The 14,298-nt window shown below is 63.1% G+C and carries 15 protein-coding genes; 5 read left to right on the top strand and 10 right to left on the bottom strand.

The features are described 5' to 3' along the window. Nucleotides 1-14: 14 nt before the first annotated feature. The gene (locus tag MB818_RS12465) at nt 15-2,162 is read right to left on the bottom strand and encodes a transglycosylase domain-containing protein (RefSeq protein WP_234176177.1); all 2,148 of its coding nucleotides are present in this window, start codon (nt 2,160-2,162) and stop codon (nt 15-17) included. Between the two features lie 255 nt (nt 2,163-2,417). Between MB818_RS12465 and MB818_RS12460 the strand changes: the two genes are divergently transcribed. The 4 genes from MB818_RS12460 to MB818_RS12445 all read left to right on the top strand — a co-directional run bounded on the left by MB818_RS12460 (nt 2,418) and on the right by MB818_RS12445 (nt 5,383). Further along, complete coding sequence (locus tag MB818_RS12460; protein WP_234137066.1) at nt 2,418-2,756, top strand: P-II family nitrogen regulator; 339 nt, start codon at nt 2,418-2,420, stop codon at nt 2,754-2,756. Between the two features lie 35 nt (nt 2,757-2,791). Then, the gene (locus tag MB818_RS12455) at nt 2,792-4,120 is read left to right on the top strand and encodes an ammonium transporter (RefSeq protein ID WP_234137065.1); all 1,329 of its coding nucleotides are present in this window, start codon (nt 2,792-2,794) and stop codon (nt 4,118-4,120) included. Between the two features lie 106 nt (nt 4,121-4,226). After that, a complete protein-coding gene (locus tag MB818_RS12450) occupies nt 4,227-4,736 on the top strand; it encodes an RrF2 family transcriptional regulator (RefSeq protein WP_238905262.1) in 510 nt (169 codons plus the stop codon). 5 nt (nt 4,737-4,741) lie between these two features. Then, nucleotides 4,742-5,383 (top strand): hypothetical protein, encoded by a 642-nt coding sequence (locus tag MB818_RS12445; RefSeq protein ID WP_238905260.1) that lies wholly within the window; start codon nt 4,742-4,744, stop codon nt 5,381-5,383. A 52-nt stretch (nt 5,384-5,435) separates the two neighbouring features. Here the strand turns inward: MB818_RS12445 and MB818_RS12440 are convergent, their stop codons facing one another. The 5 genes from MB818_RS12440 to MB818_RS12420 form a co-directional block, all read right to left on the bottom strand. Further along, a complete protein-coding gene (locus tag MB818_RS12440; RefSeq protein ID WP_238905258.1) occupies nt 5,436-6,620 on the bottom strand; it encodes an amino acid aminotransferase in 1,185 nt (394 codons plus the stop codon). Then, nucleotides 6,620-7,474, bottom strand: a complete 855-nt coding sequence (sseA, locus tag MB818_RS12435) for a 3-mercaptopyruvate sulfurtransferase (RefSeq protein WP_234137061.1) — start codon at nt 7,472-7,474, stop codon at nt 6,620-6,622. The genes MB818_RS12440 and sseA overlap by 1 nt, the downstream gene beginning before the upstream one ends. Nucleotides 7,475-7,526: 52 nt before the next feature. Beyond that, on the bottom strand, nt 7,527-8,276 hold the full coding sequence (locus MB818_RS12430) for a C40 family peptidase (RefSeq protein WP_238905256.1): 750 nt from the start codon (nt 8,274-8,276) through the stop codon (nt 7,527-7,529). Continuing rightward, a complete protein-coding gene (locus MB818_RS12425; RefSeq protein WP_238905254.1) occupies nt 8,273-9,652 on the bottom strand; it encodes a leucyl aminopeptidase family protein in 1,380 nt (459 codons plus the stop codon). The genes MB818_RS12430 and MB818_RS12425 overlap by 4 nt, the downstream gene beginning before the upstream one ends. 75 nt (nt 9,653-9,727) lie before the next feature. Beyond that, entirely contained in the window at nt 9,728-10,111 is a 384-nt protein-coding gene (locus tag MB818_RS12420; RefSeq protein WP_234137058.1) for a hypothetical protein, read from the bottom strand. A 158-nt stretch (nt 10,112-10,269) separates the two neighbouring features. Between MB818_RS12420 and MB818_RS12415 the strand changes: the two genes are divergently transcribed. Further along, a complete protein-coding gene (locus tag MB818_RS12415) occupies nt 10,270-10,920 on the top strand; it encodes a carbonic anhydrase (RefSeq protein WP_234137057.1) in 651 nt (216 codons plus the stop codon). A 117-nt stretch (nt 10,921-11,037) separates the two neighbouring features. On the opposite strand, the gene MB818_RS12410 is transcribed toward MB818_RS12415, so the two are convergent. From MB818_RS12410 to MB818_RS12395, 4 genes are all read right to left on the bottom strand, one after another. Then, a complete protein-coding gene (locus MB818_RS12410) occupies nt 11,038-11,229 on the bottom strand; it encodes a hypothetical protein (protein ID WP_234137056.1) in 192 nt (63 codons plus the stop codon). Between the two features lie 38 nt (nt 11,230-11,267). Continuing rightward, a complete protein-coding gene (locus tag MB818_RS12405; RefSeq protein WP_234137055.1) occupies nt 11,268-11,447 on the bottom strand; it encodes a hypothetical protein in 180 nt (59 codons plus the stop codon). 475 nt (nt 11,448-11,922) lie between these two features. Beyond that, the gene (locus MB818_RS12400; RefSeq protein ID WP_238905252.1) at nt 11,923-12,945 is read right to left on the bottom strand and encodes an aspartate-semialdehyde dehydrogenase; all 1,023 of its coding nucleotides are present in this window, start codon (nt 12,943-12,945) and stop codon (nt 11,923-11,925) included. Nucleotides 12,946-13,028: 83 nt separating this feature from the next. Next, entirely contained in the window at nt 13,029-14,201 is a 1,173-nt protein-coding gene (locus MB818_RS12395) for an MFS transporter (protein WP_234137054.1), read from the bottom strand. Between the last annotated feature and the right edge of the window lie 97 nt (nt 14,202-14,298).

Here is a 14,298-nt window from a genome sequence, read left to right as displayed (position 1 = left end):
CCGGCCCGGACCTGTCAGTTACCGAACAGATCCCGCAGCAACTGATCGACCGCCTGCCCCAACCCACCCTTGGGCTCTTGCGGTTTGGGTTGGGCAATCGGCTTGGGCTGGCGCGGCGCCTGCATCGGCAGCGGATTCACAGGGGTGCCCTCGTGTACACGGATCATGGTCTCGTGCCAGATCTCGGCCGGCAATCCGCCGCCGGTAACCCCCTTGAGCGGCGTGTTGTCGTCATATCCCATCCAAACACCGGCCACGTAGTCGGCAGTAAAGCCGATGAACCAGGCATCGCGGGCGGCCTGGGTGGTGCCGGTCTTTCCCGCAGCGGGACGCCCCGGCAACGCGGCGCGACGGCCTGAGCCTTCGGAGATCACCTTTTCCATCATCCAGATCAGCTGCGCGGCGGCGTCCTTGTTGATCACCCGTTCACCGATGCCGGTTCCGGTCGCCATCAGCACCTCGTTCTCGCCCTGTAGGCGCAGCTCGGTCAGACCGTAAGGTTCAACCGAAGATCCACCATTCAGGATGCCGGCATAGGCGCCGGTCATCTCGATCAGCGAGCTTTCCGAGGCGCCCAGCGCCAGCGCCGGCCCCGCCGCCAGATCGCTTTCGATACCGAAATCACTGGCCACCTTGCGCACATTGTCCAGCCCCATCGCCTCGGCCACCTTGACCGCGGGCACGTTCAGCGAGTCCTTCAGCGCATCGGCCAGCGTGACCCGACCATAATGCTTGTTGGTATAGTTCTTGGGGCACCATTGCCCCGAACCGGCGATAGTTATGCAATAGGGTTCATCCACCACGGTATCCAGCGGTGAGTGACCCAGCTCCAGCGCGGTCGCATAGACAAAGGGCTTGAACGACGACCCGGTCTGGCGCGCCGCCTGAGTGGCGCGGTTGAATGCGCCGGTGACCTTTGTGTCGCGCCCACCGACCATGGCGCGCACCGCCCCATCGGCAGACATCACCACGATTGCGGCCTGCGCCTTGGACCCATCGCGCACCTTTTCCTGAAACACGAAACGCATCGCTTCTTCGGCCGAGGTCTGGATACGTTGATCAAGCGTGGTGCGGATGATCACGTCTTCGGTTGTGTTGCCGCCGAAATAGTCGGGCAGCTCGCTCATCACCCAGTCGGCGAAGTAGCCCCCCGCCTGGGCGGCAGCGGCCTCGGACAATCGGGCGGGGTTGTTGCGGGCGTCATCGGCCTGGGCAGCGGTCAGGTATCCCTGCTCTTCCATCAGCGCCACCACGACGCGTGCCCGCTCCTGCGAGCGCGTCAGGCTGTTGGTGGGCGCATAGCGGGTCGGCGCCACCAGAAGCCCGGCCAGCATAGCCGCCTCCGCCGGGTCCACCTGGGCCGATGATTTACCGAAGTAACGCTGGCTAGCGGCCTCGAAACCACGCGCGCCAGCACCCAGGAAGGCACGGTTCAGATAGATGTTGAGGATCTCGTCCTTGCTGTACTTGGCCTCCATCGCGAGGGCATAAACGGCCTCTTTGACCTTGCGCCACAGCGAACCGCGACGGCAGTCGGATTCGTACTCCGCTTCGGATTTCCATTCGTCGGGGTCAAAAGGCACCCCCAGGCACAGAAGTTTCGCGGTCTGCTGGGTGATGGTCGATCCGCCATGCCCAGACAGCGGACCGCGCCCCTCGCGCAGGTTGATCCGCACCGCGCTGGCCACCCCGCGGGGGCTAATGCCGACATGGTAGTAGAACCGCTTGTCCTCGGTCGCGACGACCGCGTTCTTGAGATGTGGCGAGACGGTATCTGTGGTGATTACCCCGCCGAACTGGTCGCCGCGCCAGGCAAAAACATCTCCCTCGCGGTCGAGGAGTGTGACCGACCCGCGCGCGCGCCCGTCCAGTAAAGCGGTCACGTCAGGCAGGGTCGAATAAACCAGCGCCACGGCCAAACCGATCAGCAACATCACGATCATCCCGATCCGCCAGGCAAAGCCCCAGATCAGGCCGAAGATCCAGCCAAAGAACCGCCCGATCCAGCCCAGCGGGCCGCTGCGACCGGGGCGTTTGGGAGGTGGCGCCTTGCGCTTGGGCGCGGGTTTTCTCTTGGGCCCGGTCTTGGCGGCCGGTTTGCCCTTGGTCTGATATCGCTTGTCCGCGACAAGCTGCGATTTGCGACGCTTGGAATCCGTCATGCCCATTCTGCCCGGTCTTTGCCTGTGCCGCACCATAGCGCGGGTGGACAGTACTGTTGAGGTGTGTTTTTCCCGATCTTCCCCTTTAATCACCGATGATTTTTTGTGCACTTGCGCGCAGATGTGCAAAAAATGTGCAACTTTCCGCGATTCCGACCCCGATTTCGCCGAGATTTCGTTCCGAAACCGCCTCTGACGCTGTCTTTCTGCAAGTGCAAACACGCCGGATACGCCGGCTGAACGAAGGGGAAAGACGTGAAACTGATCATTGCAACGATCAAACCGTTCAAGCTGGACGAGGTGCGCGAAGCGCTGACCGAGGCCGGCATACGCGGCATGATGGTCACCGAGATCAAGGGCTTCGGCACCCAGTCGGGCCATACCGAGATTTATCGCGGCGCGGAATACACCGTGAACTTCGTGCCCAAGATCAAGCTGGAACTGGTCGTCGCCGACCAGATGGCCGAGCAGATCGCCGACACCATCGCCCGCACCGCCCGCACCGGAAAGATCGGTGATGGCAAGATTTTCGTCCTCGACGTCGAGCAGGCCCTGCGCGTGCGCACCGGGGAAACCGACGACGACGCGCTGTAAGCCGACCGTCAGAATCATCCAAGGGAACCAAAGCCATGACGCTTATCAAGACACTTCTTCCGGCGGCGGCGCTGATCGTGCTGCCCACGCTGGGCCTGACCCAGGAGGCCGCAGCGGACACTACCCCGCCGAACGAGGAAATCGGCTATATCTTCACCACCTTCATGTTCCTGGTCTCGGGCTTTCTGGTCATGTGGATGGCCGCGGGCTTTACCATGCTCGAGGCCGGGCTGGTGCGCCAGAAGAACGTGACCATGCAGCTGACCAAGAATATCGCGCTGTTTTCGCTGGCGGCGCTGATGTATTACCTGATCGGCTATAACCTGATGTATCCGGGCGACGGCTGGTCGATCGACGGTGTACTGGGCGCCTTCTCGCCCGCCGCGATGGAACCGGTTGGTCTTGCCGATACCGAGACCGACCTGACCTATGCCTCGGTCGGATCGGATTTCTACTTTCAGCTGATGTTCTGCGCCACCACCGCCTCGATCGTGTCGGGCACGCTGGCCGAACGGATCAAGCTGTGGCCCTTCCTGATCTTCGTGCTGGTACTGACCGGGCTGATCTATCCCATCCAGGCGTCGTGGAAATGGGGCGGCGGCTTCCTTGACGGTGCGGGTTTCCTCGACTTTGCCGGCTCGACCGTGGTGCATTCGGTCGGTGGCTGGGCAGCACTTGCCGGTGCCCTGATCCTGGGTCCGCGTCTGGGCAAGTACAAGGACGGTCGCGTGATCCCCTTCATGGGCTCGAACCTGCCGCTGGCCACGCTGGGCACGTTCATCCTGTGGCTGGGTTGGTTCGGCTTCAACGGTGGCTCGCAGCTGTACATGGATACCGCTGGGAACGTCGCCGATATCAGCCGCATCTTTGCCAACACCAACACCGCCGCTGCCGGTGGGGCCATTGCGGCGCTGCTGCTGACGCAGCTGCTCTACAAGAAGGTCGACCTGACCATGGTGCTGAACGGCGCGCTGGCTGGCCTGGTGTCGATCACCGCCGAGCCGCTGACCCCGGGCCTGGGCTCGGCCACCCTGATCGGTGCCGTGGGCGGCGTGATCGTGGTCTTTGCCGTGCCCTTCCTTGATCGGCTCAAGATCGACGATGTGGTCGGCGCCATTCCGGTGCACCTGATGGCCGGTATCTGGGGCACGCTCGCGGTCTGCCTGACCAATGGCGACGCAAGCCTGGGCACCCAGCTTTATGCCATCATCGTGGTCGGTGTTTTCACCTTTGTCGTATCGGGTGTGGTCTGGTTCATCCTCAAAGCAGTCATGGGCATCCGTGTCAGCGAAGAGGAAGAGATCAACGGGCTCGACATGGCGGAACTGGGCATGGAGGCCTATCCCGAATTCTCGAAAAGCTGACCTTCCTTCCTCACCATTGGTGAGACCTTGCCCGGGCCATCGTGCCCGGGTCTTTTTTGTGCCCGACACTTGACGAATCAATTACGGATATTCTTTATCCGTATTTATGAAACACACCGAAGGACTGGAATGGGCGGCGCATGCCTGTAGCCTGCTCGCCGCCCTGCCCCCCGATACATCCCTGCCCGCGCGGTTGCTGGCCGAATTCTTTGACCTGCCCGAGCCGTATCTGGCCAAGCAGATGCAGAAACTGTCGGCGGCGGGCATTGTCGAAACCCGCCGCGGGCCGCGCGGCGGGTATGCGCTGGCCCGCCCACCTGCGCAAATCACCCTGCTCGACATGGTTCAGGCCATCGACGGCCCCGAGCGCCAGTTCCGCTGCACCGAGCTCCGCCGCTGCGGGCCCAGCGGCGTGGCCGATGACAAATACCTGCGCCCCTGCGGCATCGCCCGGTCCATGTGGCGGGCCGAGGCGGCGTGGCGGCGCGAACTGGCCGGTGTGACGCTGGCCGATATCCTGAAGATGGGGATGCAGGACACCCCCCCGGAACAGGCCGCCAAGGCGCTGGCCTGGTTCCACGACAAGCTTTCGCAAGACACGACTGCCAAGGAGTAGGCGCCATGATCGCCCGCAAGATTCACCGCTGGAACGGGGCGGTGTTTGCCGCTTTCCTGCTGCTGCATTTCATCACCCACCTGTCCGGGCTATGGGGCGTGAACGCCTATGACGCCACCCAGGATGCACTGCGCCTGATCTATCGCAACCCGGTGGCCGAGCCGCTGGTTCTGGCCTCGGCACTGGTACAGATGGGTCTGGGCTTGAAGCTGCTGATCGCCCGTGTCCGGCGCGGGTTACGCGAGCCTTGGGCGCGGGCACAGGTCATTTCGGGCGGGATGGTGCTCTATTTCATGACCGAACACCTGATCGCGCTGGTGTTGGCGCGCTGGGTCGACGGGTTGGATACCAACTTCTTTTGGCCCGCCTCGGTGATGAGCGGCGCGCCCTTCACCTGGTATTTCATCCCCTATTACAGCCTGGGCGTGATTGCCCTGTTTGTGCATCTGGGTTGTGCCTTGCGGCTGATCCTGCTGCGCCGGGGTGCGCGGGGACAGGCCCGCGCGGCGTTCTGGGGCATCGTGCTGGCAGGGATCACCGTCGCCTGGCTGATCGTGGCGATGTTGCTGGGGGCGTTCTACGAGATCACGCTGCCGCCCGAATGGCTGGCCTATCTGCACCAGTTCGTGCCGGGCTTTGCCCCCTGAAACGACAAAAGGCCGCCCGTTGGGGCGGCCTTTGCCTTTGCATAACCCAGGTTCAGATCCCCGCGTCGATGATTGCCTTGGCCAGGATCGGCACCGTCTTGGCGTTCAGCCCGGCGATGTTCATCCGGCTGTCGCCCACCATGTAGATGCCGAAATCGGTCCGCAACTTCTCGACCAGTTCGGGCGCCGCGCCGATGCGCGAGAACATGCCGCGATGCTGCGCGATGAAGCCGAACCGGTCCGAGCCGCTCAGACGCTGCAACTCGTCCGCCAGTTGCTGGCGCAGACCCAGCATCGACAGTCGGATTTCCTCCAGCTCGGCCATCCAGTCGGCGCGCAGTGCGTCATCGTTGAGGATCGTCGTCACCACCCGCGCGCCGTGATCGGGCGGGAAGGAGTAGTTCTGACGGTTCAGAAACGCCAGGGTCGCCTGGTTCAGCGCGGTCTGGCCGTTGTCCTGGCTCACCGCCATCAACAGGCCGGTGCGCTCGCGGTAGACACCGAAGTTCTTCGAGCACGACGCCGCGATCAGGCATTCCTTGACCGACGAGGCCACCAGCCGGGTGCCCTGCGCATCTTCCTCCAGCCCGTCGCCAAAGCCCTGATAGGCGATGTCGATCATCGCAACCAGGCCCTTGGCATTGATCAGCTTCACCACCTCTTGCCACTGGCTCAGGTTCAGGTTCGCGCCGGTCGGGTTATGGCAGCAGCCATGCAGCAGCACCACGTCGCCCGCGCGCGCCTGACCAAGGTCGGTCAGCATGCCCTCGAAATCGACCCCACGGCTTTCGGCATCGAAATAGCGATAGGGCACCATGGTCATGCCCAGATAATTCAGGATCGAGATATGGTTGGGCCAGGTCGGGTCCGACACGAAAACCCGCGCCTCGGGGCTGGCCATCTTGATCAGCTCGAACGCCTGCCGACAGGCACCGGTGCCACCCGGCGTGGCCGCAGCGCCGACATTGGCGCGCGGCACCGCGTCGCCCAGGATCAGCTTGATCATCGCATCCGAATAGGCCGGATCGCCAATCAACCCGGTATAGGATTTGCTCTCCTGTTGCTCCCACACGATCTTTTCGGCAGCCTTCACGGCGCGCATCACCGGGGTCACGCCCTCGGCGTTCTTGTAGACGCCAACGCCCAGGTCGATCTTGTCGGTGCGCGGATCGTCCTTGTACATCTGCATCAATGCAAGGATCTTGTCCGCAGGCTGCGCCTTGAGGTTTTCGAACATCAGTTCTCTCCAGTTGCGACGGGCAGGGTCGGGAAGGCACCCCATTCAGCCCAGGAGCCGTCATAAAGCGAGTGATCGGTCTTGCCCATGCGCTGAAGCGCCAGGCTGAGAATCGCCGCCGTCACGCCCGAGCCGCAGGTGGTGATCACCGGCTTGGACAGGTCGACGCCTGCGGCCTCGAACACGGCGCGGCAGTCGGCGGGCGATTTCATCGTACCGTTCTTGGTCAAGAGCGTGGCAAAGGGCACGTTCTTCGACCCCGGGATATGGCCGCCACGCAGACCCGGGCGCGGTTCGGGATCGGTTCCGGCAAAGCGCCCGGCCGAGCGGGCATCGACGATCTCGTGATCATTGAGCTTGGCCGCCGCCGACACTTGCGTGACATCCCGCAACAGGTGGTTCTGGACGCGAACAGTCATGTGCCGGTCACGGATCACCGGTGGCAGGTCCTCGATCGGATGACCCTCGGCCTGCCACTTCGGCAGACCGCCATCCAGCACGGCGATATTGTCCTGCCCCATCAGCTTGAACAACCACCACACCCGCGCCGCCGATTGCAGGCCAAGCGTGTCATAGACCACCACCTGATGGCCATCGCCCACGCCCATCGCCCGCAGGCGCGACATGAATTTCTCGACCGGCGGCACCATATGCGGCAGGTCCGAGCGGTGGTCCGAGATATCGTCGATATCGAAGAACCGCGCGCCGGGGATATGGGCGGCATCATATTCAGCCTTGGCGTCACGTCCCAGATGCGGCAGGTGCCAGGACCCGTCGAGAATCCGCAGATCGGGATCCTTCAGATGGGCGGCGAGCCAGTCGGTGGAAACCAGTGTTTTCGGATCGTCCTGCATAAATGCCTCCCGATTGCGCGCATTCTGTCCCTACCGAACCCGAGACACGGGTTCAAGCGGGGATGGCGGGCCTGCGATGCGCTGTCACTGGCCCTTCGCCCTGCGCGATGATACGCGCGATTGCCGCGGCGGTCGGCTCATAAGCGACCGCCATGTCATTGGCATTGGCGTGTAGGATGCGGTCGGCATCCGCGACCAGTGCCACGTGACCGCTCCAAAACAGCAGGTCGCCACGCTGAGGCTGGGTGCCAGGCGCCAGCAAGGTGCCTACGGCGCGTGATTGCGGGCCGCTGTCGCCGGGGCAGGGGTGACCACAGGCCAGCAGCGCCGCCTGCACCAGCCCCGAACAGTCGATACCCCAGCGACTGTCCCCACCCCAGAGATAAGGCGTGCCAAGAAACAGCTCGGCCACCGCCACGGGGTCGGTCAAAATCTGGCCCATCGGGGTCAGGTGCTGCACCGGGATATGGCCCTGCGCCGTTTCGGCAAAATGGCCGGACACCGCGCGCACCCTGACCCGTGACCCGAAACTCAGCGCCATCAGGTCGGGGCTTTTCAGGTCGGCGCGGGCATAGGCATGGGTTGCGGGCGCACTGATCCAATGGGTCGGCGCCTCCTCTGCGCCCAGAGTATCGGCGCGCAGCCAGCCCTCATAGCCGTCCTTTTCGGCGCGGATGCGAGCCCAGTCACCCAGAGTTTCCAGCACCTCGACCCGTGCGCCCAGCAGAACCTGCCGTTCTCGCGGCCCCTCCGGGCGGCGCAGCAGGTCGACGACCGGGCGCAGGACGCAGGGGCCACTCACAGGTTCAGCATCCGTGGCAGCGCCGCCAACAGCGCTCGCGGACCCTGACCCACGCCACCCTTGGGACGGCCCGGCGCCTTGACCGGCTGCCAGCCATAGATATCGAAATGCATGTAGCGCGCGTCGACAAAGCGGCGCAGGAACAGCGCGGCGGTGATCGACCCGGCGAAACCGCCGCCGGGTGCGTTGTCCAGATCTGCGATGCCCGGCTCGATCATCTCTTCATACGGGGGGTGGAACGGCATTCGCCAGACCGGATCCGCCGCGCCTGCCGCCGCCTCGGCCAAGGCCTGCGCGGCGCTGTCGTCATCGCTGTAGAAGGGCGCCAGATCGGGGCCAACCGCGACCCGCGCGGCACCGGTCAGCGTTGCCATCGAGATCACCAGATCGGGCTCGCCCTCGTCCGCCAGTGCCAGCGCATCAGCCAACACCAACCGCCCCTCGGCATCGGTATTGTTGATCTCGACCGTCAGCCCCTTGCGCGAGGTCAGAATATCGCCGGGTCGCAGCGCATTGCCCGACACCGCGTTTTCCACCGCAGGGATCAGCACCCTGAGTTGTACCGGCAGATCCAGCGCCATGATCATCCGCGCCAGGCCCAGGACGTTGGCCGCCCCACCCATGTCCTTTTTCATCAGAGCCATGCTGTTGCCCGGCTTGAGGTTCAGACCACCGGTATCGAAACAGACCCCCTTGCCCACCAGCGTCAGTTTCGGACCGCTCTCGCCCCGGCGCAGTTCGATCAATCGCGGCGCGCGCGCGGCGGCACGTCCGACCGCATGGATCATCGGGAAATCGTGGCTGAGCAGGTCGTCGCCAACGATCGCGGTGCAGGTCGCGCCAAATTCATCCGCAAGCGCCTCGACCGCCGCTTGCAGCGCATCGGGGCCCATGTCCTGAGCCGGCGTGTTGATCAGGTCGCGGGTCAACGCCTCGGCGGCCGCCATCGCCTCGATGCGGGGGGCATCGACCCCGGCGGGGGCCACCAGACGGGCCTTGGCCGGGGACTGACCCTTGTACCGGTCAAACGCATATCCGGTCATCAGCCAGCCGAAACACTCGGCCTCGGCCTGCGCTGCTGGCAGGCCCGATGCGATGCGCCAGATGCCTTCGGGCAGCTTCTCGGCCGCGGCGGCCAGGACAAAGCGTTTGCGGGCGCGGGTCTGGGCACTGCCGTAACCCGCCAGCGCCATGACGGGCGCACCGGCCTCGCCCGGAATCGGCAGCGCCTGGCCGATTGCGCCGGTAAACCCGCTCGCCTTGACCCAGGCGGCGACGGGCGCCGGTTGATCTTGCAGCCAGCCCTCCAGAGCAGCCTGTTCGATGACATGAAGCGGCAGCGCATCTGCGTCGGCGGGGACGAAACTGAGGGGCATCTGCGACCTTTCCAAAATGGTGACAGGTCCAGACTATCGGGCCTGCCGCGACCTGCAAGCCCTCAGTTCCCAGGGCTAGATCGACAGGTCCTGCTGGTCCCAGACCTCGGTCAGGGATTTCTCGCCCACGCGGATCAATCGATAGAGTACGGCGCTGGTGGCGACATAGTCGCCATTGTCGATCGCATCGGTGACCTGCCGGGCAACGCGGGCCAGCGCCACCATACCGATCTGTTCCGAGATCGCGATTAGCGACCGCGCGCATTTGCGCAGCGCTGTCCAGTCGCGCGCGCGCCACAGCCGTTCGCATTTGGTCAGCCGAACCGCCAATTCCTCGATCGCGCGGCATACGACATCCTCGGCCCCGGCATCTCCCAATTGTCGATAGAGCCCGCCCAGCCGATCCGGGTCCAGCCTAACGGACTCGCTTTGCACAAGCGTGATAACTTCAACCACCACATCTCACCCCAAAGTCCTGTGCCCCCACGACACGTTCGACATCCTGTTCCGCGAGAGGTTTTCAAAAGGTTTCCGCTGCGACGGGAAATACCTCGAATTTTCTTTCAAACTGGCCTAAAGGAGGCTGTCACGACAGGTCAGCGACAGGAAAGACAAGAATGAAACTCGCCCGCCCTCTGCCCAATTATCTGGTCCAGCGCTACCATGGCTGGAAGGCGACAACCTATGCCGAGAACCAGGTTTGGTACCGACGCCTCGCGACCGAGGGCCAGCGGCCGCGTGCCATGGTGATCTCGTGCTGTGACAGCCGGGTGCATGTGACGTCGATCTTCGGGGCCGACCAGGGAGAGTTCTTTATCCACCGCAACGTCGCCAATCTGGTACCGCCCTATCTGCCCGATGGCGACCATCACGGCACCAGCGCCGCGGTCGAATACGCGGTTACCGTGCTCAAGGTCGCGCACCTTATCGTTTTGGGCCATTCGCAATGCGGCGGTGTTCGCGGGTGTCTGGACATGTGCAAGGGTCACGCGCCCCAGTTGGAGGCCAAGGAGAGCTTTGTCGGGCGCTGGATGGATATCCTCAAGCCGAAATACGATCATGTGGCCAAGATCGAGGACGAGGACGAGCAGGTCCGACAACTTGAAAAACACGCCGTCGTCGCCTCGCTGGAGAACCTGATGACCTTCCCCTTCATCGCCTCGGCGGTCGACGAAGGCAGCCTGAGCCTGCACGGCCTCTGGACCGATATCGGCGAAGGTGGCCTGCAATGCTACGAGCCGGCAGAGGAACGCTTCGTACCCGTCTGAGGCGGTCAGGACCTTGTTGTTCGTAACTTTGACCGGGCGCCAGCTGGACCCCTCCGCTCGTCACCGCATGGAAAAGGCGCCCGTCGGGCGCCTTCTGCATGTCCATCCAACCAGGTCTCAGGCGGCGAGCTGTGTTTCTCCGACCTGACCCCGCACCGAGCTGAAGACCGGTTTCGCCTTTTGCCTCGCGCGGTGTGCAAAGAGGTTGATCACCTCGCTTTCCATTTCGGCACCCTGACGGGTCAGCCGAAGATGTTGCAGCGCGGCGATACGGTTCTGGCGGGCTTTCTGGGCAAGGGTCTGGGTCATCTCTGTCACTCCTGAAAAATGTTGTTGAATGGTCGAGGTCAAGCGGCGTCGCCGGAGCTGCCCCAGGGATTCGAAACGAAAAAGACGCCGTTGGCGGTCCGCAACGCCCTGCCCCGCGAGCGCCAATCGGCGAGCGACAGGATGTTATCGGCATTGGGTTCGACGCCCGAAACGGGGGTTTGGATGTCGCGATGCGGGAAGGTGATGATGGTTGCCATTTTCGTTTTCCTCTATGTCCAGAGGCGATACCGCCTTGTTTTTTTCTTGATCGACCGGGTCAAACCGCTTGGGAGACTTGCCGCGATCCGGACTCTTTACACTTGCGCACAGTCTCGGCGACACATGTTGAGCACAACCTTTCCGGTACCTCTTTGAGGGTCTTTGGCCGGTAAGCCTTGCTGTGTTTGCCGAAGGTTCGACTTCCTGATGACTTAATACTTGGCCGCGATTCGGTCGGGAATCGCGCAAGATTGTGTCAAAAAAGTGATAAATCACACTAAAAACAAAAGTTTGTACTCGATCTGGCCAAAATTGGCCACGAATAAAACGAATTTTTGAGAATTCGGAAACAGGTCAACTTTGATCAAAAAGCCCAAGCCATCTCAATCATGAGTTGATTTGCACCCTGAAGCCAACAAAAAACACCCCTGCCCAGATGAGCAGGGGTGTAGAACGATCTCTGGCTAAGCGCTGTCAGCCCTTTTTCAGGACCTCGCGACCCAGCAATTCGGCGATCTGAACCGCATTCAACGCCGCGCCTTTGCGCAGGTTGTCCGAGACGCACCACAGGTTCAGCCCGTTCTCGACGGTCGAATCCTGCCGGATGCGGCTGATGAAGGTGGCGAAATCGCCCACGCATTCCTTGGGCGTGACGTAGCCGCCGGGCTCGCGCTTGTCGATCACCATGATGCCGGGGCTTTCGCGCAGGATGTCGCGGGCCTCGTCCTCGTCCAGGAATTCCTCGAACTCGATGTTGATCGACTCGGAATGACCGACAAAGACCGGCACCCGCACGCAGGTCGCGGTGACCTTGATCGACGGATCGACGATCTTCTTGGTTTCGGCGACCATCTTCCATTCCTCCTTGGTCGAGCCGTCTTCCATGAAGACGTCGATATGGGGAATGACGTTGAAGGCGATCTCCTTCTGGAACTTCTTCGGCGGCACGTCCGAGGTCGGGTTATAGACCGCCTTGGTCTGTTCCCACAGCTCGTCCATGCCTTCCTTGCCCGCGCCCGACACCGACTGATAGGTCGAGACGACGACGCGCTTGATCTTGGCGCGGTCATGCAGCGGCTTCAGCGCCACCACCATCTGCGCGGTCGAGCAGTTGGGGTTGGCGATGATCATCTTGTTCTTGTAGCCATGCACCGCCTGCGGGTTGCACTCGGGCACGATCAGCGGAATCTCGGGGTCATAGCGGTAGAGCGAGCTGTTGTCGATCACCACGCACCCAGCCGCCGCCGCCTTGGGCGCATAGACCTTGGTCGCGTCCGAGCCGATGGCGAACAGCGCCATGTCCCAGCCGGTGAAATCAAAAGTGTCCAGATCCTGGGTCTTGATAGTCTTGTCGCCAAAGCTGACTTCGGTGCCCAGGGATTTACGGCTTGCCAACGCGGCAATCTCATCCACGGGGAACTGGCGCTCGGCCAGGATGTTCAGCATTTCGCGGCCCACATTGCCCGTGGCGCCAGCGACGACGACGCGATAACCCATTTTCTTGTTTCTCCAGATATACCCGGTCGCCTTGACCGGCGGCGGTTCCATACAGGGAAAGTGGCGCCGAGGAAAGGCCCCTGTCAGGCCAGACTGTCGCGGCTGAACAGATAGATCACCAGACCAACCGCCATCGAGACCGCGAAAAAGGTCACGATCGCAGTATAGGGCGCGGCCGGGCCGGCGGCGGCATAGCCTTCGTGCAGGCGTCCGGTGACGAATTGCATCAACCCGACACCGCCGATGCCAAAGAGGTTGAGAAGCGTCACACCCCGCCCAACCAGATGTGCAGGGATAAAGGCGCGGCCATGCGCCATGATCACTGGAAACGAGGCGCCCAGAAAGCCGATCGCCGCCATCAGCGCCACCGAGGACCAGACACCAAGGTCGATCCACAGAACCAGCAGACCCAGCGCCAGCGCGCCGCCCAGATTGCCTCCGAACACCACCCATTTCCGAGAGCCGAGAACCCGATCGAGCGGACCATAGGCAAAGGTGCCGGCAATCATTGCCGCCCCCATGATCAACGTCGCCTGCCCGATCTGGCCGGTCTCAAGCCCGAACACATCGCGCAGGTAGGGTCCAGCCCAAAGCCCGCGCAGCGCCGCCGAGGGCGCATAGGCCACCAGCATCAGCGGCAGGATCGTCCACAGAAGCGGCTGCTTCAACAGGTCGAGCAGCGAGCCTTTGGTATCGTGCTGCACCATTTCGGGGTCACGCACCGATAGCCAGATGCCAACCGCAACCGCCGCCGAGACCGCCGCCAGCCCGGTCAGCGTCGCGCGCCATCCCATCAGCTCAACCGCCAACGCGGTGGGGTACGAGGCCACCAGATTGCCCACCGACCCGACACCCAGCATCACGGCAGCCAGTGTGGCAAAGCGCGCGGGCGGGTATTCGCGCGCAAAGATGAAATACGAGGCCATCAGCACCGGGGAACAGCCCACACCAATCAGTACCATCGCCGCGCTGATATGCAGGGGCGCCGTGGCCAGGGCAAACAATGCAGCGCCACCACCGCCACCCACCATCAGCAGCGCTGCGGCCGTCCGGCGCGGGCCGATCCGGTCCAGCGCCCAGCCAACGGGGATCTGCATCGCGGCGAAGGTGAGAAACCACAGACCCGAGGCAAAGGCCAGGTCGTCGGGCTGCGCGCCGATATCACGGGCCAGATCGGCGGTCAGCACCGCCAGAAAGGCACGAAAGAACTGGCTGAGCACATAGGCCAGACACAGAATGATCAGACCAGCCTGCATGCGCTTTCCTCCCACATGAACGCGTGCGCGATGGTTGCCATGTTATCGGCCTGCGCACAAGCGCGCCCGTCATGCCGCAAGGCTCTGGATTTCGCCG

This window comes from Ruegeria alba, from assembly GCF_022321465.1.
Taxonomy (GTDB): Bacteria; Pseudomonadota; Alphaproteobacteria; order Rhodobacterales; family Rhodobacteraceae; genus Ruegeria_B; species Ruegeria_B alba.
Note: the sequence above shows the minus strand (reverse complement) of the source record. Positions and strands in the feature narration are given on the sequence as shown.